Origin of the sequence: Nostoc sp. C110, assembly GCF_043099725.1 — a bacterium.
GTDB classification, from domain to species: domain Bacteria; phylum Cyanobacteriota; class Cyanobacteriia; order Cyanobacteriales; family Nostocaceae; genus Nostoc; species Nostoc muscorum_A.
Window position 1 is genome coordinate 2316658 of record NZ_CP171148.1, and the last position, 26994, is coordinate 2343651.

Here is a 26994-nt window from a genome sequence, read left to right on the forward strand (position 1 = left end):
CAGGGAGAGGTTTGGAGAGGGGTTTTTAGTTGCTGTAATAGGTTATTTTGAGGGCTTCAGCCCTCACTAAGCTAATGAGCATTTAAGTTGCATAATACCAGGGCTGAAGCCCTTACTACAAGCGAATCAGTCTGGAAAAATGAATGACGATTAGCTTACGAACTTATTTTTTCTCAATATACCTTTGCCACATTTGCTGGTAAGCTTTCTCCATTTCACGGGTAAACTGCTTACCATTCCACAATGGTGCTGTTTGTCGAGATGCTTTCAACTTCAAAGCCACCTGCTGGCGTAAAGCTTCATCTTTCCCCAAACGCACACCCCACTCTACATACTCTTCATCAGTCCACGCAATACCTTCTGTGATACCAGCATTTATCATCATGGTGTAGCTATTTCGGGCGGCAAATTGCTGTCCAACTCTGCTTACTAAGGGAATACCCATCCAAAGTGTTTCTAAGGTTGTCGTCGCGCCGTTATAAGGATAAGTATCTAATACAACATCAGCAATGGCTAAATTTGCTCTGTGGACAGACTCAGAAGGATCTAAGTCTAAAAATCGTAGACGCGAATACTCTACACCCTCTTCTTCTGCTAACTGCATAAAAAATTTCTGCACAGCTTCAGAATCTGCTACCCCTTTAATTAAAAAATAGCTATTAGGAACTTCCTTAATAATTCTCATTTGCAGCCGTGCTGTATCAGGGTGGCGCTTAAATCCTCTTTGAGCGCTCAGAAAAACTACAGCATTACTAGGAATATCTAGAGAGTCCCGTCGTAAAGTTGGTACACCGATTTCAAAACCATCCACCGCTATATAAGTTTGCGATAATCGCCAGATTTTTTCTGTATAGTACTCCTGAGCAGAATCGGGTAAAACATAAGGATCAGCAATAAAGTAATCAACTGCTGGTATTCCCGAAGCATCCCAACCCAACCACGTTACCTGTACAGGTGCAGGTTTAAGTGCCATAATTTCACAAGTAACATCTAGAGTAATACTATCCAAGTCGATTAAAATATCAATTTCATCTTCGTAGATTTTTTCAGCAATGTCATCACTATAAATTCCCCCTAGATAAGCTTGATTAAATTGCTGGACATACCATTCCTGCAACGAATCATCTACTTGTTTATAATTTATAAAATATCCATAAATATCAAACTGTTCACGGGTATGGTGTTGAATTAGCCACCTAGCTAACCAGCCAACTGAATGCCTAGATAAACAATGGGATAAGTAGCCAATCTTTATTTGCTTATTTCTATTATTTGAACTACGTTGTTTATATCGCTGAACTTTTTCAGTGGCATATTCTTGCACATTCATCTGACAGAGTTGTGCCAATTGATTCTGAATTTGTCTATTTTGCTGCGGATTATCTTGTAAGTAAGGTGCATAATAGTTGGCATTAAATAGACGCAATACTCTAGCTGATTCAAGATTTATAGGTTGTTCTTCGATTAAAGATTTTAGCAAAGATTCCTGCTCTAGAAAAACTGTACATGCTTCGTTCCAATAAGCAGGAGCTTCCATTAATCCTCGCTGTATTAGGTGTTTAGCAAAGACTTGATCGGTTAAATTCTTTGAGAGTGAATAACATAATTTAGCAATTTCGATTCCTTGAGAATAATTGTAATCTTTTAGATAAAAACCAGCGATATGGCGCAGAAGCTCTGTATTTTCAGGTTCCAGCCGTAAACATAGCTCAATCAATGATATTGCTACTTTGGGCTGCTGCATAGAATGAGCAATTTTAACTGCGGCTGGCAGCAAAATATTAATGAAAGATTGAGGCTCACTAACATGGGTTAGACAACATTCTGCAAACTCTAGGATAGAGGGATGCAAAGGGTCATCATTGATGATACTCTCTAATATCTGCAACAATAACTCAATATCTATAATTGATTCTGACTGAATTAACTCAATTACCTCTAGGGAAGTTAATTCATCACCAGTAAAAGTTTTTAACTTGATATATAGCTCAATCAAATACAGAAGATTATTCACATATTTAGGAGAAATTTCCCGTATATGTTGGCGAAGTGCCCAAGCAACTGAATAATCTGCCAGTGTCTCTCTGCGTTCGGCTTCGGTTTGCAGAACCTTTATCAATTCCACAGTCCATTGCTCAACTTGTTCGGCTTCTCCTTCCTCCATACCCAGCAACCAAGTCATCTGCGCTTCTGCTTCTTGCCCCTGCAATAGCAACATTAATCCTAAGTTCCAGTAGTGAAATTTCACTTCTGGTTCTGTTTCGATAGCTTGTTCATAGCAGCTAGCAGCTTGAGTATAGTTACCTTTAATAAAATATTGCTGGGCTTGCTGCTCTGATGGGGTGATGTTAGTAGGAATTTGCACAGAAGTCATAGTCAAGAATTTTTAGGATAGTACTAGTACTATTCCCAGAATTGAGAACAAAATTAAAGTGGGTAGCTTAAACTACCCACTTTATAAAGCTTGCAATTAGATATATAAATCCAGTTTTTACTTCGATGTCAACTCTGCAAAACCAGTGGGACATGTTGGTTGGGTTGGGGAAGCTGCTGACGCTGTTCCAGATACACTATCTGTTACAGCATTCACACCAACAGCGTTCGATTGACATAACACAGCTAGAGTAGTTGCTTCACTGGTAGATAATACTATTGATCTAACACCAACCCCTGCGTAGGATTTGAGAGGTGCTTTGAGAGATAAACCATTATTGGTAACTAGAGTAGCATCCCCGGCCACCTTGTAAACATAATTTTCAGTTTGGGTTCTAATACCAAGTCCTAACTGATCCATACTAGTAGTAAATGCAGCATTTTCTAAAAAGTATGCTTGTTGAGCGCGGTTCATGGAACCAGTATACTGTTTAGCTTCTGACTGCTTACCTTTGTTAGCTTGGTTCAAGAAAGAAGGTAGTGCGATCGCAGACAAAATACCGATAATGATAATTACTACTAGTAATTCAATAAGTGTGAAACCTTCGTTTTCCTTCTTTTTACCGATGATGTGTTGGAGAAACTTTGCTTTCAATTCGGTTTTCATAAGTGTTTTCCCTGGTGTAGGATGTGGTTGTGTGTTCTAGATATAACTTACCCACTCGTATTTAGTTTCATATCACCCCACCTCAAAAATTTTTTCAACTATTCAACTGTGTTTTTATTTATATTGCGATCGCGCTAGATTATTAGGCTATTTTCCTTATATAGAAAGGGTTATATCAGTTGCAGACCCTCCAATCTCGGTATTGTTCAGTTAAAGAAATCTACTGTTGAAGCCATCGGGGAGATACGATTGATACTGGTTGCGGGTTATTAAAGATCACTTCAGCCCTTTTCCAACTTACAAAGACTTTATGGGAGAGCTGACAGGTTGGAATGTACTATACATACTTGCTTAGGATTGGTGTTCCAACATTAAGTAACCAAAACTCTCCAGCATCAGTAACAGCTGTTGCACCATCTGAAAAGCTTGTTCTTCATCTGTAGGCTTTAAGGTTATAGGATCTAAAGGTCTAAATTGTTTCCAGCGCTCTACTAAGAACTTCATCGGCTGGGGTTGTTCTAATAAAGGTATCAGGCAAAATGCTAATGAGCTATCTATCCCCACAAATTCCTCAACTAATGATAAATAGTTGCTGATAGGAAATATTCTGAATTCTGTAATACAGGCTACGAGTTCTTCTTGGAAATTGCGAGTTTTTAACTGAGGATGCAGACTCACCTTTGCCAGTCGCCAATCAGAGTCAGCCCATTGTGAAACTGGCAGAAAAGTCTGTACTTGATTAGAATGACCGCACCAAAAGTCAATCAGCCGATGAATAGGATTTATTAGTTCAAATAACTGTAGCCGCTCTTCTATAGAAATTTCTGGTAAACTCATGCCCAGAAAAGCAGGCAAATTATCTGGTTCTTTAAACAAATTTATTAAGTCCCACTGTCGCCAGTTAACCATACTGATAAACTCTAGGTTAGCTGCCTTCAAAGCCATAAACATATCAGAGACGGTGTAACCTTTATCTCCTTGAAATAAGTAATTCATTAAAATTCTTTCTTTTCCGTTCTCTCCTTCATACTTATTAGAATTCCAAGTTTTAGCTTTGAGATCGACATTATCTTTCAAAGCTTTCATTGTTTCTACTACAATTTCCATTTCCAAGTCTTCTGGATTTTCGTCCATTAAACCCATCATTCTGAAGACTCTCTGAGCGCGGAAATAAGTAAATCTCTGGATTGAACTATGCAGATTGCTACGAATGATGCCATTAGGCTTTAAAACAGATATCATTGCTTGTAAGGCAGCAGCTAAATCAGGAAAAAGATATAGAAGTTCATCACAATTAATATAGTCAAATTGATAATCTAGCTTTGGTAATTCCTGTATTGGCAATACATGAAACTCTGCATTGTCAAATCCATGATGTTCTAAGCGTTGCTGTGCTAATTTAATCGATTCTTCTGATATGTCAATCCCAACAATTTTTGCACCTGGGTTAGCTTCTGCCAAGACTAATGATTTATAGCCAGTGCCACATCCAGCATCCAAAATTACTTTACCTTTGGTATCGATAAATTTTTGGTTTCTTAAATAGTAAGGCGTGACTAAGTTATGAATGTAAAGTAAATTAGGATCATCTTTAGGAGATTTATCAAGAGGAACTCTCGGATAGGGAGAAGTGTCAAATTGTTGACGAATTTTATCTAGTAAATCAGATGCTGGACTGGTCATTAAAGTTGCTCCTGATAGTAGTTTTTAGATTGATAAACTAGATTGGGCTATTTCTTTAGGTTGTCTGTAAAAACATTGACGGTCAAAAGCTACCATTTTTGGCAATAATTTAAAAATTAACGCCTATTATATATTAAATGAAAAGTTGATTTGAATTTGAAATTTTTATTTATTAGCAATTACATTTAGGCTAACAAGTATACTTGAAACACGTATTTTGCTGGAATCATTAAATAAATCAAATTCTTGTACTTGTTGATATTTGGTAAAACCAACTTGTTCTAAACATACAGCCAAGATTTCAAAATCAAATCCTACTTTGTGAACATCATATATATTGGTTTGCGCCCCAAATATAATCCGCATTAAATATAAACGATCAACTAATTTAATTCCTGGAAAAAGATAAAGCCAACACAATGTATTTAAGTCGGGAACACTAATAAAAAGTTGTCCGCCTGGTTTGAGAACACGATACCATTCTGTTAATGTATTGATTAGCTCATTATCTATTGCATGATAAAAATGTTCTAGAACATGACTGGCATAAATTGCGGCAATTGAATTACTTTCAAATTGACTTAAATCAGATGCGTTCCCAATATAATCTACTTCTGGACGAGGTTCGATATCGAATATTTTCCAGTCTGGATGTGTTTGATGTCCACCAATATGAAGTTTAATGTCTGTCATTTTTTTGTATTTTGCTACTTTGTATCGTTTTTTCTACCTATTGTGGGTCAAGCATTAAAACTTTTTAGAAAAAATCAGATGTTGGACTGGGCATTGAAATTGCTCCTCATACTAACTTTGTTCTGATGCTCCCCACCGTTACGCCAACTCTTGTTGACAGCTAAGACATACCTGCGAACATTTGCCATGCTGTCCAAGCTAGCGGCACGCCCAATCTTGAGTATTCCCAACTTACGAGGATTTCTATCACAATATTTAAGAGTCAATTAGAACTGGATCAGATAAGTTACATTGTGGGTAAATACTGTTCTGTACACACCAGTGTGGAAGGCGTTTTTGCTCGTGGTGATAATTCTTGCATCCAGACAAAAGGGCACAAACATTACTGAGCCACTGGTGTTAACCAAGGGCTAGATTTTCAACTTCGATTGTGAAAGCGCCTTACTCAAACTCAGGTAGCCACAACTCTGATATTGCCAGTTTCCAACCTGGTGGCAAGTCTGGTAGTGTGAGTGTGCTGCCATTCTGCATTACCACCAGAGCTTGGTTTATTCGATAAACCGTTACCGTCAATTTGTCAGGGTCAATCAATATGCCCACTGTAGACCCAAGTTGCAAAAATAGCTGAGTCTTCTCTTCAAGCGGTTTGATTCTGTCGCTTTTAGATTTAATCTCAACCATCAAGTCTGGAACTAACTCTACAAAGTCGCGCTTGGTCTTCTTGAGGCGATCAGCTTTAACAAAAGACACATCAGGGATCGCTTACCATCTGGCATAGCCAATCACAGTTTGTTATGCTATATTAAACGTAGTCGTTATGAGTTTGTATATGGTCATGACTAACCCCACAGTAGAAAACTTAGTAATTATCGGTTCTGGGCCAGCAGGGTACACAGCCGCCATCTATGCCGGACGTGCTAATCTGAAACCCGTTGTATTTGAAGGTTTCCAAGCCGGGGGTTTACCTGGTGGACAATTAATGACAACAACGGAAGTCGAGAACTTTCCAGGGTTTCCCAAAGGGATTACTGGGCCGGAACTGATGGATCAGATGAAGGCGCAGGCGGAACGCTGGGGAGCGGAACTATATACTGAAGATGTTATATCAGTTGACTTGAGTCAGCGTCCATTTACAGTGCGATCGCAAGAAAGGGAAATTAAAACCAATAGCATCGTCATTGCTACGGGTGCGACAGCAAAGCGTTTGGGTTTACCTAGCGAACAGGAATTTTGGAGTCGGGGTATTTCCGCTTGTGCAATTTGCGATGGTGCAACACCAATTTTTCACGGTGCAGAATTGGCTGTAATTGGTGCTGGTGACTCGGCGGCGGAAGAGTCTATTTACCTCACCAAATACGGTTCTAAGGTAAATATGTTGGTACGCACCGATAAAATGCGGGCTTCTAAAGCCATGCAAGACAGGGTTTTGAGTAACCCAAAAATCCAGGTGCATTGGAATACAGAAGCCGTGGATATCTTTGGTAATGGTCACATGGAAGGAGTGAAAATCCGCAATACTAAAACTGGTGAAGAAAGCCAACTGCACGCTAAGGGTTTATTCTACGCCGTTGGTCATAGTCCTAATACCTCTTTATTTAAGGGGCAACTAGAACTGGATGAGGTAGGTTACGTTGTCACTAAACCCGGTTCTGTAGAAACTAGTGTAGAGGGTGTTTTTGCAGCCGGCGACGTGCAAGATCATGAGTTTCGCCAAGCAATTACAGCCGCGGGTACTGGCTGTATGGCGGCGATGTTAGCAGAACGCTGGTTGTCATCCAGTGGCTTGATTCAAGAATTCCATCAACAGCCAGAAACAGCAGACAATGAATTAGAACATCAGCCAGCCAAAAAGACTGAAGCCGAGGAAGAAGCTGGATTTAATTTGAATGGAACGCGCCATGAGGGAGGTTACGCTCTACGGAAATTGTTCCATGAAAGCGATCGCTTACTCCTAGTTAAATACGTCTCTCCTGGTTGCGGCCCTTGTCATACCCTGAAGCCAATTTTAAATAAAGTGGTGGATGAATTTGACAGCAAAATTCACTTTGTAGAAATTGACATCGATAAAGACCGAGATATTGCTGAAAATGCTGGTGTGACAGGAACGCCAACGGTTCAATTGTTCAAAAACAAGGAATTGGTGAAGGAAGTTAAAGGCGTGAAGCAAAAAACCGAATATCGCCAGTTAATTGAAAGTAATCTTTAGGGAATAGGGAGTGGGGAAGACTCTGCCCAATAACCCGCTACAGTTGGCTTAAATGGTAGCCTTAATAAGTTAGGCAATAGCATATCCTGTGTGTTGCCTAACATTTGGCGGGTGAAATCCCAAGACAATTTTCTCTTTGGGAATTCCTGCTGCGACCAATTCGTAGGTAACACCATCTTCTGTGTCATCTCGTTGCACCCAAATTTTGCCATCAATAATATCAATATGAACTAAGCAACCGTGAATTCGCTTTACACCATCCCAGCCTAAAGTTATCAGCAAATAACTGTCCTTTTCGCTATCAAATACTGTTTTACATTCAATAGCTGCGTGCGAATAAGGAATTTGTGTGTAGGATACTAATACCTCTTTGATGATCCGTCGATAATTATCTAAGGTATCCATTGAATAATCCTCTCAGTTTCTGGATTAAAAACGAGTAAATTGAGATTCTCAGTTTCTATTAAAAGTGTACTAATTGGTTCCTCAAACAAAGCTGTAAATACGTTATCCCGTACTGCCAAATATAAAACATATTAAAAATTTTTCTACTTGGAATAATTAAACTTTGTGGTAACACTGGCTGGTAATTTATCTCTAGCAAAAATAAGGCATAGTCTCATCTCTACCTCAGTCTAACTCTGTATATACCGTGAAGCAGCCGGACTTTTATCCAGAATATTTACGCAATAACCTATCTGATATGTAAAATGGTCAGCGTATCAAGCTTTGATCCAGGCGATCGCACATGGCCATTACAAAACGGCGACTACCGACATTTTTACAGTTTGGCAAAAGTTCCAATCTTTCCCAAAAACTCATGCTCATTGGGTTAGCCATCACCCTATTTTTCATCTTCCTGGCATTCTTCGCTCCCCTATTCCAGGCTTGGGGATGGCTGCAAAACCCGAAAGATTTTCTCTCTAATCCAATTCACGAGCCACCCTCAGCTAAACATTGGTTTGGCACTAGTCGCCTGGGTTATGATGTCTTCTCCCGGACATTATTCGGCGCTCAAGCTGCTTTGCAGGTTGTGATCTTGGCAACAGCACTAAGTATGATTATCGGTGTGCCTCTGGGGATGCTGAGTGGTTATCTCGGCGGTAAATTGGATAAAGTGTTGCTGTTTTTGATGGATAGCATCTACACTTTACCGGGGCTACTACTGTCTGTGACACTGGCGTTTGTGGTGGGACGTGGGATATTAAATGCAGCGATCGCTATTAGCATTGCCTACATCCCCCAATATTATCGCGTTGTTCGCAACCACACTGTTAGCGTGAAAACTGAAGTCTTCATCGAAGCTGCTCAAGCAATGGGTGCTTCCACTTGGGTTGTGCTTTCTCGTTATCTATTTTTCAACGTCATTCAAAGCGTACCCGTCCTCTTTACACTCAATGCTGCTGATGCAATTTTGGTGTTGGGCGGTTTGGGCTTTTTGGGGCTAGGACTTCCCGAAGAAGTGCCAGAATGGGGACATGATTTAAAACAAGCCCTAGAAGCTCTACCTACTGGCATTTGGTGGACTACGCTTTTCCCTGGTTTAACCATGACATTCATGGTGGTAGGGTTATCACTACTTGGTGAGGGGTTAAACGAATTTGTCAATCCCCGATTACGGAGAGAAAATAGAATCCGAAAATAGTTAGTAAACAGTGGACACTTATCAGTCAACGGGCTAATCATTAATAACTAGTAATTTGATAACTGGAGAGATTTGTGTGAAAGATAACCTGACGTTAATTGCCGCCGCTACTGGTGGGTTTCTCCTTTCTGTTGCCCTTGCTGGCATCTTAAGAGGTGCGCCAGTTACAGCTTGGCAAGAGCAATCGAGTTTCCGCACCACGACTTTTGCTAATTTACAGAAATCGGAGTTGAAAGCTTCGCGTCTTCTTCCAGGCGGAGATGCTACGCGAACAGATCGCGGATGAAAACTACTCGCACCCAATAATAGGGAATAGGGAATAGCTGTTCACCAATTACCAATGACAAATGACAAATGACAAATGACAAAATTCAAGTAATTGGCATTGATGTGGGGGGAACAGCAATTAAGCTGGGGCGGTTTACAGCCGATGGAACTTGTCTGCAATCGTTGACTATGGCGGCTCCCCAGCCGACAACGCCGGAGGCCGTGCTGGCGGTGCTGGTAGATGCGATCGCGCAAATTGATCCAAATAATGAAACTTTTGCTATTGGTGTTGGGACTCCTGGCCCCTCCGATGCAGCAGGACGCATCGCCAAAATCGCCATTAACTTACCTGGATGGATCGATGTCCCTTTAGCAGATTGGTTAGAAGCTAAAACTGGCAAACCTACTGCGATCGCTAATGATGCCAACTGCGCTCTTTTGGGAGAAGCTTGGCTGGGAGCCGGTCGCCAATTTCAAAATCTGATTCTCCTAACTTTAGGAACTGGGGTTGGTGGCGCGATTATCCTTGATGGCAAACTATTTGTTGGACATCAGGGAGCCGCCGGGGAATTGGGTTTAATTTCATTAAATCCTGATGGGCCAATTTGTAATAGTGGTAATCAAGGATCTTTAGAACAACATGCCTCTGCTACTGCCATTCGCCGCCGCACTCTCAAGGAACCCATCGAATTGGGTGTTCTTGCTCAACAAGGAGAAGCCGCAGCATTGACTTTTTGGCAAGAATATGGTAGAAATCTGGGAATTGGCTTGACGAGTTTGATTTATGTACTCACACCGCAAGCGATCGTCATTGGTGGCGGTATAAGTGGCAGCTTTGAGTTTTTCTTACCAGCAGTGAAGGCAGAAATTGAGAAGCGAGTGCAGCCTTTATCACGAGATGGTTTACAGATTTTGCCAGCAGAGTTAGGCAATTTTGCCGGGATAGTGGGTGCAGCAAGGTTGGCATTGCAACACTATTCGAGATTTTAGATTGTGTAATCTCAGTTATAAAAATCGCTTGGCGATCGCTTTGTTTGCTTTGAGAATTGGTGAATAGCGATCGCAAAATCATTTGCTTTGATCAGCCCTACTTAATAATTCATGAGAGATAAGAATCCCGACTTTTCAAAGAAGTCGGGGTTCTGTGAATTTAATTACAGGGTATTATTCAGAATTCTTTGTTTGGGCTTTTATCGTTGAAAAGTTCAACTGTATATTCATGTACAGTAATCTGATGATATTGAACCAAGAATTATGTCTAATGCAGTTAAAGTATTCTTTTCCTACTCCCACAAAGATGAAGCCTTGCGTGACGAGTTGGCAACTCATCTGAGCATGATGAAACGTCAGGGAGTTATCGAAGCTTGGCACGATCGCGAAATCAGTGCTGGTAGAGAATGGGCTAATGAGATAGATGATAATCTTGATATTGCAGATATCATTCTGCTGCTAGTGAGTGCTAACTTTCTGGCTTCAGATTACTGCTACGACAAAGAAATGAAGCGGGCAATGGAGCGACATGAAACGCGGGAAGCTCGTGTAATTCCGATTATTCTAAAGCCGGCAGACTGGAATGGCGCACCTTTTGGTAAACTGCAAGCACTGCCTAAAAATGCTAAACCTGTCACAACCTGGCAAGACCAAGATGAGGCTTTTTTAAATGTCGCTCAAGGGATTCGCAAAGTAGTTGAAGAAATGGCGAAATCAAACACTTCTTCCTCAACTCCTGCTAAAAATACTACACATCAAGTCACAAGCTTGATAAACGAAGCGGCTCGTTTGTACGAAGCTAAAAAGTTTGAGGAAGCAGCCGTCAAGTTCAAAGCAGCCCTCTATCTTGACCCGAACTCTGTACTAGCTCACACTGCACTGGGGTTAGCGCTGTACGGTCAAGGTAAGTTGTCAGAAGCGATCACCACCTACCAAAGAGCTTTGCAAATCGACCCTAACTATGCAATTGCTCACTATAACCTGGGGTTAGCGCTGTACGGTCAAGGTAAGTTGTCAGAAGCGATCACCGCCTACCAAAGAGCTTTGCAAATCGACCCTAACTATGCAAACGCTCACACTGCACTGGGGTTAGCGCTGTACGGTCAAGGGAAGTTGTCAGAAGCGATCGCCGCCTACCAAGAAGCTCTGCAAATTGACCCGAACGATGCAGGCGTTCACAATAACCTGGGGGCAGCGCTGGAGGATCAAGGGAAGTTGTCAGAAGCGATCGCCGCCTACCAAAGAGCTTTGCAAATTGACCCGAACTTGGCACTCGCTAACAATAACCTGGGGAGTGCGCTAAAAAGTCAAGGGAAGTTGCCAGAAGCGATCGCCGCCTACCAAGAAGCTCTGCAAATTGACCCTAACTTGGCACTCGCTCACAATAACCTGGGGACAGCGCTGTACGGTCAAGGAAAGTTGGAAGAAGCGATCACCGAGCTGGAAATAGCTGTTCGCCTTAACCCTAACGACACTGTGATTCGTAAAAACTTAGAGATTTATAGAAATAAGAAGAAGGGTTTTTGGGGGCGTTTATTTGGTGGGTAGAAGATTCTCAGTCTTATTCATCTCAAGGGTGTGCATTAGCGTAGCTCGTCGTAGACATCGCCTGTTGTTGAGAATTCGTAATAAACTCAGCGTGTTGTATTTCCCTTTCAGATTTGTCTGAATTCATGAATTGTTATATTTCAGGTATTCTTAACCAATCTTAATAAAGCTAAAAATTCAGTATCCTCTGAATAACGAGAAATCTTTAAGCCACAGTTCTATCAAAAGGATGAATTGAGCTTTTTCCCAGTTGTCAATATTTGTTGTTAAACTAATACTGAATATTTTTTTAACTTAATATAAGAATTAATTACTTAACCAATGGTAGATGCCAAAATCTATAAAAATACAGTGTAATTAAATTGTTAATTTTTTCCTAACTTCCTTTTACTTGCGTTATCTTTTGCTTACGTGATTTTAATACTACCTTTACATTATTCCTTAAGTATAATTGTGGGATAATACAGAATATCCTCTTTTGGTAGGTAATCCGTAGTAATATAGTCAGTTTAAGAGAAAAGCTTATCATAAATTACCCGCTTAACACTTTTGCATAAAAATTAATAGGGTAGAATAACTGAATATTGCTCAGATATTTTTAAAATTAAAAGCAGGATTTTTTAATGATCAGCTTAAATAATTCAGAAAACGACAAAGTTAGCAGCACAGCATCCACTAAGAGGCTGGCAAGGGCGATGATGGTTTCTGGTGGGGAGTTCTCACTGATATTAGCTTGTTGTAACAGTCTTGAAAGACAGCAGCAAGTGCTGAATCTGTTAACAGAATTTTCATCGACAGATATCCACGAAATCTTGCTCTCACCTGCGGCTGACACATTGTATACAGCTATTACAAGTGCGATTGGTGCTACCCAACCCGAAGCTTTGATGGTACGGGGTTTAGAATCCGTAGTAGAAATTAACCAACTAATCATCAGTACTAACATCATGCGAAATGAGTTTCGGAAACAGTTTCGGTTTCCCTTGATGTTGTGGGTTAATGATGAAATTCTCCGCAAGCTAGTCTGGTTAGCACCAGATTTCAAAGACTGGGCAGCAAGTACTATTAGATTTGATGTACCTCACAATCAGCTAGTTGAATCTGAACAACGAGCCATCAGCGCCTAATATTGGCTGAGATTACTCAAAATATTTGTAGATGCTAGGTTGAGCCGAGCAAAATCTAAGCTACGGTTCTGTTCAATTATTTATAAAATTACTTTTATTTAACCTTCGCTTACCCTAACTTCTCATGGGATTGGAAAACCTTGCTTCCATTTTTCTCTGATGCGAGGATATAGTTTACACATAAGTCCTAAAAACCTAGCTTCATAAGCTTTTACTCGTTCTCATCCTCTACATCGGAACGAAACAAGCTATTTTCCCAGATAGGGACGTGGAAGAGAATCCACAACAAACTTTTTATCCAATGCAACGCTTCTGAGTTATTCCTAAATTGCGGTAGGATATAGGCCAATACAGTTCAGATAAGACCAAAACTCTTGTAGAGACGGCGATTTATCGCGTCTCAAAACCCACGATTTTGTAGAAATAGCGCTTAACCCAAGCGTATTGGGATATATGGCGTTTTCATTGAGTGCAATTTTCACCCAGAATTTGTATAAGGAACAAACAATCAGTACATCAGCGTCTGTATTTATATCTGTTTCAGGACAAATATACTAAATTAATTCCAACTGGTGAAGTACTGGAATTATATATTTTATTGCCTACACGTGGTTGGATACTATTTTCCAGTTCTATAACTATTGAGTAACATCGCTATATTACGATGAGAACCATGCTGAAAAAATACCTTAACACCAATCAAGCACGAATTTTCACTGCTTTGATTTTAACTGGAATTTTGTCTGTAACTAGCAGTTTAACGCTTATCAAAGATGCGACGGGCGCTTCTGCTAACTTCTCGTTAGAAACAAACAATGAAGTCCTCAAAGATAATATTAAACCAAATCGCTTGCCACGTCCAGTAGCTAAGGCGGTACTGCGAGATTTAGCCCGCAAACAGGGAATTTTTACTAGCCAACTGCAAATTATTGATTATAGCCAACAGACTTGGCGCAATGGTTGCTTGGAACTGCCTCAATCTGATGAAATCTGCACCCAAGCGTTAGTTCCTGGTTGGCGGATTGTGGTGTCTAATGGCAAACAAAACTGGGTTTATCATACCAATAACAATGGGCGATCGCTACGTTTAGCTTCGGCAAATACTCCTTCTAACAACCTGCCAGATGAATTACCTGCGTCTGTAAAAAATGCTGTTTTGCAAGCTGCATCCAGACGTTTGCAACAGCCAATTTCTCAGCTAACCATCATTCAGGCTCAACGGCAAACTTGGAGAAATGGCTGTTTAGAATTAGCTAATGCTGATGAACTCTGTACCCAAAATTTGGTATCAGGCTGGCGAGTAGTTGTTGGTGCGGTTGACCAAACCTTGGTTTATCATACTAATCAAACAGGTTCCGCAGTCAGACTGAATCAAAAGGCTAACGAAGGTACACTTACCCCTGTGCAAATTCCAGCTAGCGAGTTACCACCACCGTTAGATCGAGATATAGTATTTCGGCAAATCTCCAGTGGCGGTTTTGCTGGCAGAACCTACCAGACTGTCTTACTCAAAGATGGGCGATTGATTCGCGTGCGAATTGGTGATGCTAATGATTCTGAACGTAGTGTTCGCAGCGTTTCTGTGCAACAGGTGCAACAATTTCAGAGATATTTGGAACGCTCTAATTTTAGTAAATTCCAAAATTTGAGTTACCCAGCCCCTAGTGGTGCTGCTGATTATATCACCTTCACTCTTACCAGCCAAAAGGGTACAGTTCAGTACAATGATATTTCTCGAAATAATCTGCCAACGAATTTACAAGCAGCAGTCAAAGCTTGGAATCAACTCGTAGCCAGCGCCCAATAAATGATCAACCTCAGCAATGAGATTAAATAGCGATTGTTTTAGCGCTTACAATCAAAACGATCGCTATTCATGCTGATTGATGATGAAAAGGTTACTCAAGTGGTGTGTTGGGTTTCATTCTTGGTGGAATATTCGCCAAAGCAGAAAGTCGGGGTTATTTGCCGTTATCGTTACCTTGAGTGTGGTGGCAACGGTGATGCTATCGTTCCCATTGAACGCTCAAATTAATCTACCGCCAAAACTGGCATCTGAGCTAAGGGGGGTGTGGTTAACAAATATTGATAGTGATGTGTTATTTGAGCGCGATCGCCTCAAGGGATCTTTGCAACGCCTTGATGAACTCAATTTTAACACCATCTATCCGGCGGTTTGGAATTGGGGATATACATTGTATCCCAGTAAAGTTGCCCAAAAAGTAATTGGGCGATCGCTCGATCCCACACCCGGATTGCAAGGGCGAGATATTCTCAAAGAAATTGTCGATGTGGGACATCAAAAAGGGCTAACAGTAATTCCCTGGTTTGAATTTGGCTTCATGGCACCAGCCGACTCTCTCTTAGCTAAAAATCGCCCCCAATGGCTTACTAGCCGCAGCGACGGGACTCGGATTGTCAAAGAAGGCACGCATAACCGGGTTTGGCTAAATCCCTTTCGCCCAGAAGTACAACAATTTATCCAAGATTTAATCGTTGAAATTGTCAGAAACTACAATATTGATGGCATTCAATTTGATGACCATTTTGGCTTACCATCAGAATTAGGTTACGATGCTTACACAGTGGCACTTTACAAAAAAGAACACCGTGGTAAAGCTCCCTCCAAAAATTTTAAAGATCCAGAATGGGTGCGTTGGAGAGCTAACAAAATCACCGAGTTTATGAAACGGGTATTCAAAACCATCAAAGCTACTAAAAAAGATTGCCTAGTTTCTATTGCACCCAATCCTCAACGTTTTTCTTACGAGTTCTTTTTAGCCGACTGGCAAAAGTGGGAACGGCTAGGAATCATTGAAGACTTAGTTTTGCAGATATATCGTGATGATTTGAATGTTTTTGTTAACGAATTAGAATATCCAGAAGTGAAAGCGGCAAAGAGCCATATTCCAGTGAGTGTGGGCATTTTGGCTGGGTTAAAAAACCGATCTGTGCCGATGCAACAGATTCAGACACAAGTGCAAAAAATCCGCGATCGCAATTTTGCTGGAGTCTCTTTCTTTTTCTATGAAACCCTCTGGAATATGAGCAAAGAAAAGCCACAAGAACGACAAACTGGCTTCCAGAAAATTTTCCCCACACCTGTAGATTACCCAAATTTGCTAGCAGGTTGGAAACCATTTAGTTAATAGTCATTTGTCCTTGGTTATTGGTCATTAGTCATTGGTACTAATGACTTCGATTTCTCCACGGCTTTTTATGAAAATAAGTGAAGCCTGCCTTCAGTCGCAATACAGTTCAGTTAAGCATTTCTTTATTCTCTCAGTGCCCTCTGCGTCTCTGTAGTAGCCTGCGGCAAGCCGCTCCGCGTCTACGTAAAAAAAAATGACTTTGACAAAGAAAGAGTTTTAGCCTTAACTAAACCGTATTGCGTTCAGTCGGTGAATACTTTAAAAATTTGGGATGTTACTCATGCTCAGACGCTTACACAGCCGTAAAATTTCCTTAGTGGCTATGCTTGCGCTTGTGATATGCCTTACTCTGGTAAGCGTGCGTTCATTTGGGCAAACAATTATGACATCAGCACCCCAACTGCTCACCGATCCATTTTTACAACTACCAACTGAAACCTCAGTGCAAGTAGTTTGGTTTACTGAGTTTGCTGGTGTTAAACACACAGTAACTTATGGTGAAAATCTTAAACAAACTGCTAAGGCAAATACTACCAAGCTCAATCGCACTCGTGAAGACCAGCAATCAAGAGTTGGAAATCAAACCAAAGACGGTGAAGTTTATCAAAAACCCTTTCAGCGTGACATTTGGCGACATGAGGCTGAGGTAGGTGGGTTAACTCCTGGTGTGCGGTTAAACTATCGGGTTACGAGTGTGCGAGAAGACGGCGAGAGTATTAACAGTGATGTTTTTACCCTTGCAGCTACTCCCAAACCAGATACACCACTAAAAATTTTACTTACCTCAGATCATCAATTAAAGCCGATGACAGCAGCAAATCTGCAAAAGGTGGTAGAAACAGTTGGACGAGTTGATGGAGTCTGGTTTGCTGGTGATTTAGTTAATATTAGCGATCGCGCCTCAGAATGGTTTGATGATAATAGTGGTGGTGCGTTGTTTCCCGGCTTACAAGGTCGTGCTACTTATGAAATGACGCACAACGACATTAAGACAACCTACACTGGTGGACAAATAATTCAACACGCACCCATGTTTACTTGCATAGGCAATCATGAGGTGATGGGGCGATTTGCCAGGATGGGAAGTTTAAATGATGAATTTGATGATACAATTCCCCGCGTCGTTGCTCAAAAAATTTATCGAGACAAATCTTTAATAGATAATTCTTTTAATACTAATACCTACGAAGAGATTTTCTCTTTACCAAAGAGTAAAGAGGGTGGAAAAAGGTATTATGCAGTCAGTTTTGGGGATGTGCGTTTAGTGGTACTGTACGCTACGAATATGTGGCGGACTCCCAACTTAGATAGAAAGCGCAGGGGTAGATATCAGGAAGCTGAAAAGGATTTAAATAATCCTGAAAATTGGGGTTATGGACAGCTAATTTATGAGCCAATTGCTAAAGGCAGCAAGCAGTATAATTGGCTAGAAGCAGAACTCAACAGCTCTGAATTTAAACAAGCAAAATACAAAGTTCTGATGTTCCATCATCCTCCCCATACTCTGGGTGATAATATCGTTCCTGCTTATACAGAACCTGTTCCAATAATTGAACGGGATGGTAATAATATTAAAACCGTGCGTTACGAATACCCGAAAGATGCAGATTATATTATCCGCGATGTTGTGCCTTTATTAGAAGCGGCTAATGTGCAATTGGTATTCTATGGGCACTCTCATTTGTGGAATCGTTTTGTTAGTCCCAGTGGAATGCACTTTCTAGAAACATCTAATGTGGGCAATACTTACGGCGCTGCTTGGGGTGACAGAAAGCGAGAAGTGCCAATTGGATATCAAGAGGATTATGTTAAGGTTGGCGATCCCAATGGTTTGGAACCAATAGTGCCCACTATTGCCCCTTTGTTGGGTGAAGATGGAAAGCCAATGCCTTATATTTCGAGTAATAATATTACGGTTTTTAGTATTTTTGATACGGGGGCAGGGACAATAAGTAGTTATCGCTTTGACACTCGCAAACCTGATTCGGAAGTAGTGAAGTTTGACGAATTTAAGTTGAAATAGAAATAGCCGGGGCGAATGGAATTCGCGGCTACACAAACAAAGTCCGCCTCCGCGGACTAAGCTAAAAAACATCTAATTTGCATAATAGAATTAAATATAACTCTTGTGGGGTGGGCATCCTGCCCGCCCAGTATATGCAATTTAAATGTGGAACAGGTTAAGAAAAAATTGAGGTGTTGAACCCAGGGCTATACAGTTCATAATGAGCAACAAAACCCTGATGTAGAGACGCGATTTATCGCGTCTTGAAAGACCAATCATTTACACCAATAACCCTTAACCAAGCGTATTGGAACCCACGGAGGTGGGTTTAACCTGAAGATCATAGACTAGCGATCGCTTCGGCAACTTGCCCAGAAACAAAGGGCAAAATAGCCTGACTCTTCGCCTGGGCTTTACCTTCAGTAAATACCACTAAGAGATAAGGGCGCTGTTCTGGTAACTCAATATATGCTGCATCATGGCGAACTTGACTTGTCCAGCCTGCTTTTGACCAAATTTGAGCATTTTTAGGAATTCCACTACCTAAGAAGCCTGTTACTTGATTTTCCTCGGTGTCAGTGGGTAAATCGTTGAGAGGACGTTTCAGTAAAGCCATCATTGCTTGCGATCGCGCACTGGAAACCGCCACGCCACCTACAATACTATGCAATAATCTAGCGATCGCATTTGTTGTCAACATATTGCGATTTTCTAGTAACTCTCCCGCAAACGCCCGTTCTCGTCCATAAGGCCCATCACCCCAGGTTTTTTGACAGACGTTAATCGTCTCCATTTCTTCCCAACCCAAAGATTGATAATAGCGGTTAACGATATTACGCTGATATTTCCAGGTTTCAAAGGGCCCGGTTGGTAATTCTGGCCCAGATGTAGTACCACTTAAAATATCCACAACCAAGCTGGTAGCATCGTTACTAGAATCGACAATCATATCCCGCAAGGCGCGTTCCAATTCCTTGGAAGTTTGACTCATGCCTTTTTCTAGCCATTCATTTACCGCCACCAGGTAAAATAGCTTGACTACACTGGCGGGATAAATCCGTTCAACACCACGATAAGTAAAACCACGGACTGGATGATCCCAAAAAGCGTTGGGAGTCAGCGCCCCACCAGTATTTACTCGCACTGGTGGATCGTAAACAACCCAAGTCAGGGCAATTTGATTCCGGGCTAAAGTCGGAAATGCTGCCCAAGTTGCATCTAAAATGCCATTACCAATATTTTCGAGTTGTTCGTCTTTATTAAAAAAAATCATTCTCTAATAATGTCCTTTAATCTAAAATCCGAAATCCAAAATCCAAAATTAGGGGAGTATCAGTGTTTAGCTGACCTAAATTTATATGATTCTCCTGAATGTACACGTTTAGCAACTCAATCTGCATCTGGGAGGCATTTGTGGGTAACATCAAATCGTCAAAATTTAGCGGTCGAGGTGTATTTGTGTGAAGATGACTATCCGGGATGGTTATCTCTTTCAGATTTTGATTCATTACAACCTGCTACTGTACCTTATCAGGCTGCAACATTTTCTGAATCTGAAATTAAGAAACTCCTCGCAGAAGTCATCGCTTTTGCCCAAAAAGCGATGCAACAATCAAATTATTACCTTTGGGGTGGTACGGTTGGGCCAAATTATGATTGTTCTGGGTTGATGCAGGCGGCGTTTGCTTCGGTGGGGATTTGGCTACCTAGAGATGCCTATCAACAGGAAGGATTCACCCAACCAATTACGATTGCAGAACTAGCATCTGGTGATCTGGTATTTTTTGGAACTAACCAAAAAGCAACCCATGTCGGGCTTTATTTAGCTGATGGTTATTACATCCATAGTTCTGGTAAAGATCAGGGACGGGATGGAATTGCGATTGATATTCTCTCGGAACAGGGAGATGCTGTTAGTCTGTCGTATTATCAGCAGCTGCGAGGTGCTGGTAGAGTTTTTAAGAGTTACGAACCACAGAGACGCTGAGGGCGCTGAGGCTTATGAGGAGTGGGTTGGTTGATCAAGGGTTAAGTGAGGAGAATGGGACGATTTCGACTATTGTCCCAGATGTTTCGGTGGTGGTGCCAATACATGATGAGGTGGAAAGTTTGCCGCTTTTATTAGAAGCGATCGCATCTACTTTATCTTCTAGTCAGGTAAATTATGAAATCATCTGTGTGGATGATGGTTCTACAGATGGTTCCGGGGATTTTTTGAAAAAAGAGGCGCAAAACCGCACTGATTTAAAGGCGGTAATTTTGCGTCGCAATTACGGACAAACTGCGGCGATGGCTGCTGGATTTTATTATGCAGCCGGGAAAGCGATCGTTACTTTAGATGCCGATCTCCAAAATGATCCGGCTGATATCCCCATGTTATTGGCAAAGCTGGATGAGGGTTACGATTTGGTAAGTGGTTGGCGGCAAAAACGCCAAGATGGTGCTGTAAATCGGTTACTTCCTTCCAAAATTGCTAACTGGCTAATTCGTAATACTACTAGCGTGAATATTCATGATTATGGCTGTTCGCTGAAAGCTTATCGTGCAGAACTGTTGGCAGATATGAACCTCTACGGTGAACTACACCGATTTTTACCGGCTTTGGCGTACATCGAAGGAGCTAGAATTACTGAAATACCCGTGCGTCATCACGCTCGTCGTTTTGGTCGCAGTAAGTATGGGATTTGGCGGACATTCCGGGTGTTGATGGATTTGTTAACTATTCTATTTATGAAAAAGTTCCTCACCCGGCCGATGCACGTTTTTGGGCTGTTGGGCTTGATTTCAATGGTTTCAGGCACAGCGATCGGAATTTACTTGACTTTTGTCAAATTAGCTTTAGGTGAGATGATTGGCAATCGCCCGTTGCTAAGTTTGGCTGTTCTCCTGCTAGTAACTGGGGTGCAGTTATTTTGCTTCGGTCTTTTAGCAGAATTGCTCATGCGTACATACCATGAATCCCAAGGGCGGCCTATCTATCGCGTGCGAGAAGTAGTAGCAAAAATTGTTAAGTAACGTAACAATAGTAGTCATTAGTCATTGGTCATTGGTCATTGGTCAAATAACAAATGACACATGACAAAACCTCATTAAATTGCATCTACCTTGAAAGCACTTAATACTTTTGACACCGAACTACGGCGCAACCTGCTGGTTTTATTTACAGCAGGTTTATTATTCTGGTCGAGTTTGTCTTCGCTCTTACCAACCTTACCGCTTTACATCGATGATGTGGGCGCAAGCAAGCAAGAAATTGGGATTGTGATGGGCAGTTTTGCCATTGGGTTATTGCTATTTCGCCCGATGCTGGGACGGTTAGCCGATGAACGTGGTCGAAAAATTGTCTTGTTGATTGGTACGATAGTAGCTACGATCGCACCCTTTGGTTACTTGGCAACTCAATCAATTGGGCTGTTGATCCTGGTGCGGATTTTTCACGGTATTAGCGTTGCGGCTTTTACAACTGGCTACAGTGCCTTAATCGCAGATTTAGCTCCCGCAGAAACTCGTGGCGAAATCATTGGTTACATGACCCTAGCAACTCCCCTTGGTTTAGCAATTGGCCCTGCCTTGGGTGGGTATTTAGAAGCTACAAGTGGTTACGGAATATTATTTCTGGTATCTGCGGAACTGGGTTTTTTCGCTCTCTTGGGAATTGTACAAGTCATGAATCCGCCAGTGCAGACACAAGAGCAAACTGAGGCAGAGGATGTCTACGACGGGCTACGCCTACGCAATTATTGGCAAATTTTGAGCAGTCCACAGGTGAAAGTTCCAACTATAGTTATGTTGCTGGTTGGTTTGTCCATCGGTGCTGTACATACCTTTGTCTCGTTGTTCCTCAAATCCAGTCAGGTAGACTTCAATGGCGGACTGTTTTTTACAGCTGCGGCAATTTCTAGTTTTAGTATCAGGATATTTGCTGGTAAGGCAAGCGATCGCTTTGGTCGTGGTTTATTTATCACCTTTGGTATTTTTTGTTATGTTTTAGCGTTAATACTGCTGTGGCAGGCTTACAGCCCGATGGTTTTCTTATTGGCTGCGATCGCTGAAGGTGCTGGTGGTGGTACACTAATCTCGATGATGATTGTAATGATGGCAGACCGTTCACTGCCAGAAGAACGGGGGCAAATTTTTGCTCTATGTATAGCTGGACTTGATTTAGGAATTGCGATCGCTGCTCCTCTTTTGGGCATCATCGCAGAACAAGTCGGCTACCGCGATATGTTTGGCTATGGTGCTGCGATCACTTCTGTTGCACTTGTCATCTTCGTCACCCAGTCGAGCAAAAACCTATCCAACTCCCTGCGCTTTGCACTAGGTCTAGCTCCAGATGCTTATGCCTTGAAAAACTTAAAAGTTAGGAGTGAAGAACTTTAATTCCTCACTCCTAACTTTTAACTCTTAGCCTGATAAAACGGGCGAGGAGGGATTCGAACCCCCGACACCGTGGTCCGTAGCCACGTGCTCTAGTCCACTGAGCTACACGCCCTCACCGACAATCTATATTAACACGTTCAACTAAATGACGCAAGATAATTTTCTATCTAATTTTGCTAGCTTAACCCATCTAGATCAACACGGACAGGCACAGATGGTAGATGTGTCTGATAAAGCACCCACCATCCGCCAAGCAGTAGCTGCTGCCAATGTACGAATGTTGCCAACAACCTTTGCTGCTATTCAAGCCGGAAATGTCCCAAAAGGTGATGTGTTAGCAACTGCAAGATTGGCTGGGATTATGGCAGCCAAGCAAACAGCCGCTTTAATTCCTCTATGTCATCCGTTGCCTTTGCAAAAAATAGCGGTCGAAATTATACCCGATCCCCAACTACCTGGTTATCAAATTCAAGCCACAGTCAAAACTAAAGCTGAAACTGGTGTAGAGATGGAAGCCTTAACTGCTGTTTCTGTGGCTGCGCTGACTTTATACGATATGGCAAAAGCTTTAGAAAAGTCGATTCAAATTGAATCGATTCGTTTAATAAGTAAGAGTGGCGGGAAATCAGGAGATTATTCCCCGCCAGAGCAAGAACCTAGATTATCTCACCTATAGTTTTGTTGAGATCGGCTGGGCTATCAAACTCCTCATCATCTGGCAGTTTCTCTAACAGAGAAATAATCTCCTTATCTGCCCCTTGCTTTTTAGCGTGCTTAATCAAGTCTTTCTTTCCAGCAGGGTAGTCAACACCTTTTAAGTGTTTTTGCATTTCAACTGGGTTTGCCTTAGCCATTTTTATCCACCTCTAAAGGTTCTTTCCATATTCACAAGTGGATATATTTGCTCCCTCTATCAAACAGATGAATCATTTTTAACTGAGATAACTTAAAAGGTCATCCACTAGGTTGATGAATTATGTATAGGGGATGGGGGATGGGGAATTGGGAAGAGGACTTGGGGACAAGGAGAATTGGGGACAAGGGGAAAGACTTGTTTCAAGTTCTCACTTCTTGTCCCGAATGGCACGCTTGTTAATCGCAAAGCCCTGATATAACTTGCTTTTTGAGTGTAGGGAGTGTGGGGAGAAAGAGAAGAAATTGAATAACTGCATATCAACAAATGCTGCATTGCCTCCCACACCTCCCACACCTCCCACACCATGCCAGCAAGGAGGTTTCAGCTTTTCAAGCGTGCCATTCCCCCTTGTCCCCTTGTCCCCTGCCCCCTGCCCCCTGCTTCTTCCGGTTGTAAGGGTCTAATAGCAACCATTGCCACAAAAACCTTAGAATAAATAGGGTGTATTTAAATCTGTAACAAATATTTATGCCTCCTCGTTGGCCTCGCAAACCCGATCGCAAAGACGCTGATTATCGTAAGATCGATGACCGGATGAATTTTGCCACCCATGTAGCGATCGCTGCTACGATTAACTCTGGCTTGTGGTTTTTCCACATTTTGAAAGGCACTACCTGGGAGTGGCTGCCGTGGGTGACTTTAAGTTGGACAGGAATAGTGTTAGCGCATCTGATTTATATTAGTGCGATCGCTAACTACACCGAAACTCCACCCAAATCCACCTGAAGACGGACTACTAATGCTAGGGCGATTGTAACCTGTGGTAGTGGAATCAGCCTTTTAATTGAGTGATAATGTAAAAAAGCCTGAGATTTCGCACTTTTTCTTAATGTAGGGTTATTTTTATGGCTAAGACTAACACCACGGAATTACTAGAAGCCCTAGCAGCTGAAATTGGCGAAAATGTCTACATAGACATTGCCAAATGGCATCTTTATCTATCGAATGCCAAACTGCATACCCTGGTTGCCGAACGACTCTATCCTTTAATTACTTCCAACAGTGTAAATGAAGACCAAGTTTTAAAAGTCTTGGAATCCATTTCAGTAAAAATTGGCGGCGGTAGAAGTGAAATTCCTTTAATCGATTTACTGCCACTGCAATGCCAGGTTACTTTAGTTGATATTTTGGAAAAATATCAACGCGAGTTCTAATCGCTAAAACCAAGATTATCTTAGTTTGACAATTTTATTGATCAGCATTTCCTAATTCGATTTTAGTTCCTGAATTAGGTATATGTTTGCTGTGTCTATTTTATAAAAATTAACTCTACAGGTACACACAGATGAATCTCGTGTAATTTCTGTGTGGATTTGTGATAAAAATTTCCTTTAACAATTAAGGAATATCCGCGTTCAAAATCAGTTTAGATTTGAGCGAGTTTATATTGAGACTCGCTTTGAACTTTCATGCAAATTCATTGAGGCAATTTCTATGCTTTTACAAGTCAAAGATAGTGGCGAGTTAGTCAAGATTCTTGAAATTCAGGAATTACTTGACCCGAATAATGATGTTGTTCACGCAAAAGACCAAGAAGGTCAAGAAGAACAGCAACCTGAAAGTTTTAAAAAAGAAAATCTCGTTTTTCCTTCAGGTGAAGTTTTACCACGCTGTTGGTTAGATGCCGACTATAGGCAGGACAATGCTTAATAATTAATAGTAGGGTAGCATAGCCATGCTACCCTAATAAGCGCCAAATTATGACGCAGCTTTTTCTTCTGCATTTACCGTTTCATTCTGCTGAAATTTCGGGAAAAATGTCTTAGCAATCCAGTAAGTCAAGATATGAGACAGTAATCCCATAGGGCCAGCAAACAAACACAGTGCAAGAGAGTGAATTGTCCAAATACCTGTTTTTTGCCCTTCCCAATAAATCCAGCGGCCGACGAATAAATCCATCACTAGAAAATGAATCCAACCTGTTGCAGCAGCAGTTTCATCTGCAAAAAATTTAGCGATATCAGCTAATTGGGGATTCGATAAAGCTTGGGCATTTTCTGGGGTAATGCTGCTGATAAACAAATACAAATATGCTCCAGCTAGTAGCACAAAGGGCAAATATGATGACATTATCTGCCGTGTAAATTTCCAGTTTGGCAATAAAATCATCAACGCCCAAAATGGCAAAACGAAAAGGTTGGCGACGTTAAATAGTTGAGAGATCGTCATATTTTTGTAAAGTGAAGAATTTTCAGTTATTATTTGTTTTGAATTAACTAATTATTATTAACTTGTATCACTCAAGATATAGATCCCCGACTTCTTAAAGAAGTCGGATATATAACTATACCTATAAAGCTACAAGTTGCGATTCGATTTCTGAAGACTTCAAATCACGTCCAATAAAAACTAAGCGCGTTTGCCTAGCTTCTTCCGGTTTCCAGGGGCGATCGTAAAATTTATCAAATCGCGTTCCTACGCCTTGCATCACCAAACGCATAGATTTATTTGGCACTGCAACAAAGCCTTTAATCCGGTAAATTTCTTGTTGTTGTGCTAATTTCTCTAACTGCTGTTGCAACTTTTCTGGATCAAAGGTACGATCCAAAACTAAATTAGTTGAAGTAATTTCTTCGTCGTGATTGTGGTCTTCTTCGGTATCGTGATGACTAGGACGAGAATCTAAATTATCTTCAACTGCGGCTTGGAATCCTAATAATATAGATGCGTCTAGTTGAGAACGATCGCTCTCGACAATCTTCACCACTCTAGGCAACTCTTGCTTAATTAATTCCTCAACTCTCGCTTTTGTCTCGGCATCCACCAAGTCAATTTTATTCAACACCACTAAGTCTGCACAAGCAAGTTGGTCTTCAAACAGTTCTTGCAAGGGTGTTTCATGTTCTAGATTATCATCTGCTTGGCGCTGGGCTGCGATCGCATCTGGATCGCTAGCAAATGTCCCTGCTGCTACCGCCGCACAATCTACCACCGTAATTACCGCATCCACAGTAGCGGCGTTGCGAATTTCTTGCCAGCGAAAAGCCTTCACCAATGGTTTTGGTAAAGCTAAACCAGAGGTTTCAATCAAAATACAGTCGATGCTATCTCGCCGCTTGATTAACTCTTGCATCGTCGGATAAAACTCTTCCTGCACGGTGCAACATAAGCAGCCGTTGGTTAATTCAAAGATATTAGTGTCGCCCTCACCATCTTCGGGGCAAATTTGACAGGATTTTAACAATTCGCCATCAATACCGAGTTCGCCAAATTCATTGACTAAAACGGCAATGCGGCGGCCTTGGTTGTTTTGTAGCAGGTGGCGAATTAGGCTGGTTTTTCCACTACCTAAGAAGCCTGTAATCACTGTGACAGGAATTTTGGTTGCCATATTTTTGCCTG

The 26994-nt window shown here is 41.5% G+C and carries 26 protein-coding genes, 1 tRNA gene and 1 pseudogene; 16 read left to right on the forward strand and 12 right to left on the reverse strand.

The genetic code is table 11. The annotated features are described in order from the left end of the window. Positions 1–163 precede the first annotated feature (163 nt). The 5 genes and pseudogenes from ACFFRD_RS15505 to ACFFRD_RS15525 all read right to left on the reverse strand — a co-directional run. Positions 164–2374 (reverse strand): O-linked N-acetylglucosamine transferase, SPINDLY family protein, encoded by a 2211-nt coding sequence (locus ACFFRD_RS15505; RefSeq protein ID WP_392482232.1) that lies wholly within the window; start codon positions 2372–2374, stop codon positions 164–166. A gap of 117 nt (positions 2375–2491) precedes the next feature. Beyond that, complete coding sequence (locus ACFFRD_RS15510) at positions 2492–3040, reverse strand: type IV pilin-like G/H family protein (RefSeq protein WP_392482233.1); 549 nt, start codon at positions 3038–3040, stop codon at positions 2492–2494. A 351-nt stretch (positions 3041–3391) separates the two neighbouring features. Then, complete coding sequence (locus tag ACFFRD_RS15515; RefSeq protein ID WP_392482234.1) at positions 3392–4723, reverse strand: class I SAM-dependent methyltransferase; 1332 nt, start codon at positions 4721–4723, stop codon at positions 3392–3394. 165 nt (positions 4724–4888) lie between these two features. Next, the gene (locus tag ACFFRD_RS15520) at positions 4889–5416 is read right to left on the reverse strand and encodes a class I SAM-dependent methyltransferase (protein WP_392482235.1); all 528 of its coding nucleotides are present in this window, start codon (positions 5414–5416) and stop codon (positions 4889–4891) included. 441 nt (positions 5417–5857) lie between these two features. After that, a pseudogene (locus ACFFRD_RS15525) lies at positions 5858–6172 on the reverse strand (Uma2 family endonuclease); the annotation flags it as partial. Positions 6173–6251: 79 nt separating this feature from the next. Between ACFFRD_RS15525 and trxB the strand changes: the two are divergent. Continuing rightward, complete coding sequence (gene trxB / locus ACFFRD_RS15530; RefSeq protein ID WP_392482236.1) at positions 6252–7622, forward strand: thioredoxin-disulfide reductase; 1371 nt, start codon at positions 6252–6254, stop codon at positions 7620–7622. 69 nt (positions 7623–7691) lie between these two features. Here the strand turns inward: trxB and ACFFRD_RS15535 are convergent, their stop codons facing one another. Continuing rightward, a complete protein-coding gene (locus ACFFRD_RS15535; protein ID WP_392482237.1) occupies positions 7692–8027 on the reverse strand; it encodes a XisI protein in 336 nt (111 codons plus the stop codon). Next, positions 8015–8146 (reverse strand): element excision factor XisH family protein, encoded by a 132-nt coding sequence (locus ACFFRD_RS15540; protein ID WP_392482238.1) that lies wholly within the window; start codon positions 8144–8146, stop codon positions 8015–8017. Before ACFFRD_RS15540 ends, ACFFRD_RS15535 begins: the two co-directional genes overlap by 13 nt. A gap of 224 nt (positions 8147–8370) precedes the next feature. Between ACFFRD_RS15540 and ACFFRD_RS15545 the strand changes: the two genes are divergently transcribed. The 8 genes from ACFFRD_RS15545 (at position 8371) to ACFFRD_RS15580 (ending at position 18374) form a co-directional block, all read left to right on the forward strand. Continuing rightward, positions 8371–9267 carry an ABC transporter permease gene (locus ACFFRD_RS15545; RefSeq protein ID WP_179075448.1) on the forward strand — a complete coding sequence of 299 codons (897 nt, stop codon included), beginning with the start codon at positions 8371–8373 and terminating at the stop codon, positions 9265–9267. Positions 9268–9343: 76 nt separating this feature from the next. Next, entirely contained in the window at positions 9344–9553 is a 210-nt protein-coding gene (locus ACFFRD_RS15550) for a hypothetical protein (protein ID WP_179072276.1), read from the forward strand. 68 nt (positions 9554–9621) lie between these two features. Then, complete coding sequence (locus ACFFRD_RS15555) at positions 9622–10524, forward strand: ROK family protein (RefSeq protein WP_392482239.1); 903 nt, start codon at positions 9622–9624, stop codon at positions 10522–10524. 264 nt (positions 10525–10788) lie between these two features. After that, the gene (locus tag ACFFRD_RS15560) at positions 10789–12072 is read left to right on the forward strand and encodes a tetratricopeptide repeat protein (RefSeq protein ID WP_392482240.1); all 1284 of its coding nucleotides are present in this window, start codon (positions 10789–10791) and stop codon (positions 12070–12072) included. Positions 12073–12695: 623 nt separating this feature from the next. Further along, complete coding sequence (locus ACFFRD_RS15565) at positions 12696–13199, forward strand: hypothetical protein (protein ID WP_392482241.1); 504 nt, start codon at positions 12696–12698, stop codon at positions 13197–13199. 664 nt (positions 13200–13863) lie between these two features. Continuing rightward, positions 13864–15006: a hypothetical protein gene (locus ACFFRD_RS15570; protein ID WP_392482242.1), complete on the forward strand. Its 1143-nt coding sequence runs from the start codon at positions 13864–13866 to the stop codon at positions 15004–15006. Positions 15007–15088: 82 nt separating this feature from the next. Continuing rightward, positions 15089–16348 (forward strand): glycoside hydrolase family 10 protein, encoded by a 1260-nt coding sequence (locus tag ACFFRD_RS15575; protein ID WP_392483078.1) that lies wholly within the window; start codon positions 15089–15091, stop codon positions 16346–16348. Between the two features lie 385 nt (positions 16349–16733). Next, positions 16734–18374 carry a metallophosphoesterase gene (locus ACFFRD_RS15580; RefSeq protein ID WP_392482243.1) on the forward strand — a complete coding sequence of 547 codons (1641 nt, stop codon included), beginning with the start codon at positions 16734–16736 and terminating at the stop codon, positions 18372–18374. Positions 18375–18696: 322 nt separating this feature from the next. Here ACFFRD_RS15580 and ACFFRD_RS15585 read toward each other — a convergent pair whose 3' ends face one another. Then, the gene (locus tag ACFFRD_RS15585) at positions 18697–19629 is read right to left on the reverse strand and encodes a serine hydrolase (protein WP_392482244.1); all 933 of its coding nucleotides are present in this window, start codon (positions 19627–19629) and stop codon (positions 18697–18699) included. A gap of 9 nt (positions 19630–19638) precedes the next feature. On the opposite strand from ACFFRD_RS15585, the gene ACFFRD_RS15590 reads away from it, so the two are divergent. The 3 genes from ACFFRD_RS15590 to ACFFRD_RS15600 all read left to right on the forward strand — a co-directional run bounded on the left by ACFFRD_RS15590 (position 19639) and on the right by ACFFRD_RS15600 (position 22736). Then, positions 19639–20343, forward strand: coding sequence for an NlpC/P60 family protein (locus ACFFRD_RS15590; protein ID WP_392482245.1), 705 nt, complete (start codon positions 19639–19641; stop codon positions 20341–20343). Between the two features lie 14 nt (positions 20344–20357). Continuing rightward, complete coding sequence (locus tag ACFFRD_RS15595) at positions 20358–21371, forward strand: glycosyltransferase family 2 protein (protein ID WP_392482246.1); 1014 nt, start codon at positions 20358–20360, stop codon at positions 21369–21371. Positions 21372–21461: 90 nt separating this feature from the next. After that, positions 21462–22736, forward strand: coding sequence for an MFS transporter (locus ACFFRD_RS15600; protein WP_392482247.1), 1275 nt, complete (start codon positions 21462–21464; stop codon positions 22734–22736). A 38-nt stretch (positions 22737–22774) separates the two neighbouring features. Here the strand turns inward: ACFFRD_RS15600 and ACFFRD_RS15605 are convergent. After that, positions 22775–22848: transfer RNA gene (locus ACFFRD_RS15605), tRNA-Arg, on the reverse strand. 33 nt (positions 22849–22881) lie between these two features. Between ACFFRD_RS15605 and moaC the strand changes: the two genes are divergently transcribed. Beyond that, positions 22882–23412: a cyclic pyranopterin monophosphate synthase MoaC gene (gene moaC, locus ACFFRD_RS15610; protein WP_163939148.1), complete on the forward strand. Its 531-nt coding sequence runs from the start codon at positions 22882–22884 to the stop codon at positions 23410–23412. Here the strand turns inward: moaC and ACFFRD_RS15615 are convergent. Further along, positions 23393–23590, reverse strand: a complete 198-nt coding sequence (locus tag ACFFRD_RS15615) for a DUF2795 domain-containing protein (RefSeq protein ID WP_114082018.1) — start codon at positions 23588–23590, stop codon at positions 23393–23395. The two genes, moaC and ACFFRD_RS15615, sit on opposite strands and share 20 nt — an antisense overlap. Before the next feature lie 530 nt (positions 23591–24120). Here ACFFRD_RS15615 and ACFFRD_RS15620 point away from each other — a divergent pair. The 3 genes from ACFFRD_RS15620 (at position 24121) to ACFFRD_RS15630 (ending at position 25302) form a co-directional block, all read left to right on the forward strand. After that, entirely contained in the window at positions 24121–24378 is a 258-nt protein-coding gene (locus ACFFRD_RS15620) for a 2TM domain-containing protein (RefSeq protein WP_114082016.1), read from the forward strand. A gap of 119 nt (positions 24379–24497) precedes the next feature. Next, entirely contained in the window at positions 24498–24806 is a 309-nt protein-coding gene (locus ACFFRD_RS15625; RefSeq protein ID WP_114082015.1) for a DUF3181 family protein, read from the forward strand. A 280-nt stretch (positions 24807–25086) separates the two neighbouring features. Further along, positions 25087–25302 carry an acetyltransferase gene (locus tag ACFFRD_RS15630; RefSeq protein WP_392482248.1) on the forward strand — a complete coding sequence of 72 codons (216 nt, stop codon included), beginning with the start codon at positions 25087–25089 and terminating at the stop codon, positions 25300–25302. A gap of 48 nt (positions 25303–25350) precedes the next feature. Here the strand turns inward: ACFFRD_RS15630 and ACFFRD_RS15635 are convergent, their stop codons facing one another. Both ACFFRD_RS15635 and cobW read right to left on the reverse strand, forming a co-directional pair. Further along, entirely contained in the window at positions 25351–25821 is a 471-nt protein-coding gene (locus ACFFRD_RS15635) for an ABA4-like family protein (protein WP_392482249.1), read from the reverse strand. A 121-nt stretch (positions 25822–25942) separates the two neighbouring features. Continuing rightward, positions 25943–26983: a cobalamin biosynthesis protein CobW gene (gene cobW / locus ACFFRD_RS15640; RefSeq protein WP_114082012.1), complete on the reverse strand. Its 1041-nt coding sequence runs from the start codon at positions 26981–26983 to the stop codon at positions 25943–25945. Between the last annotated feature and the right edge of the window lie 11 nt (positions 26984–26994).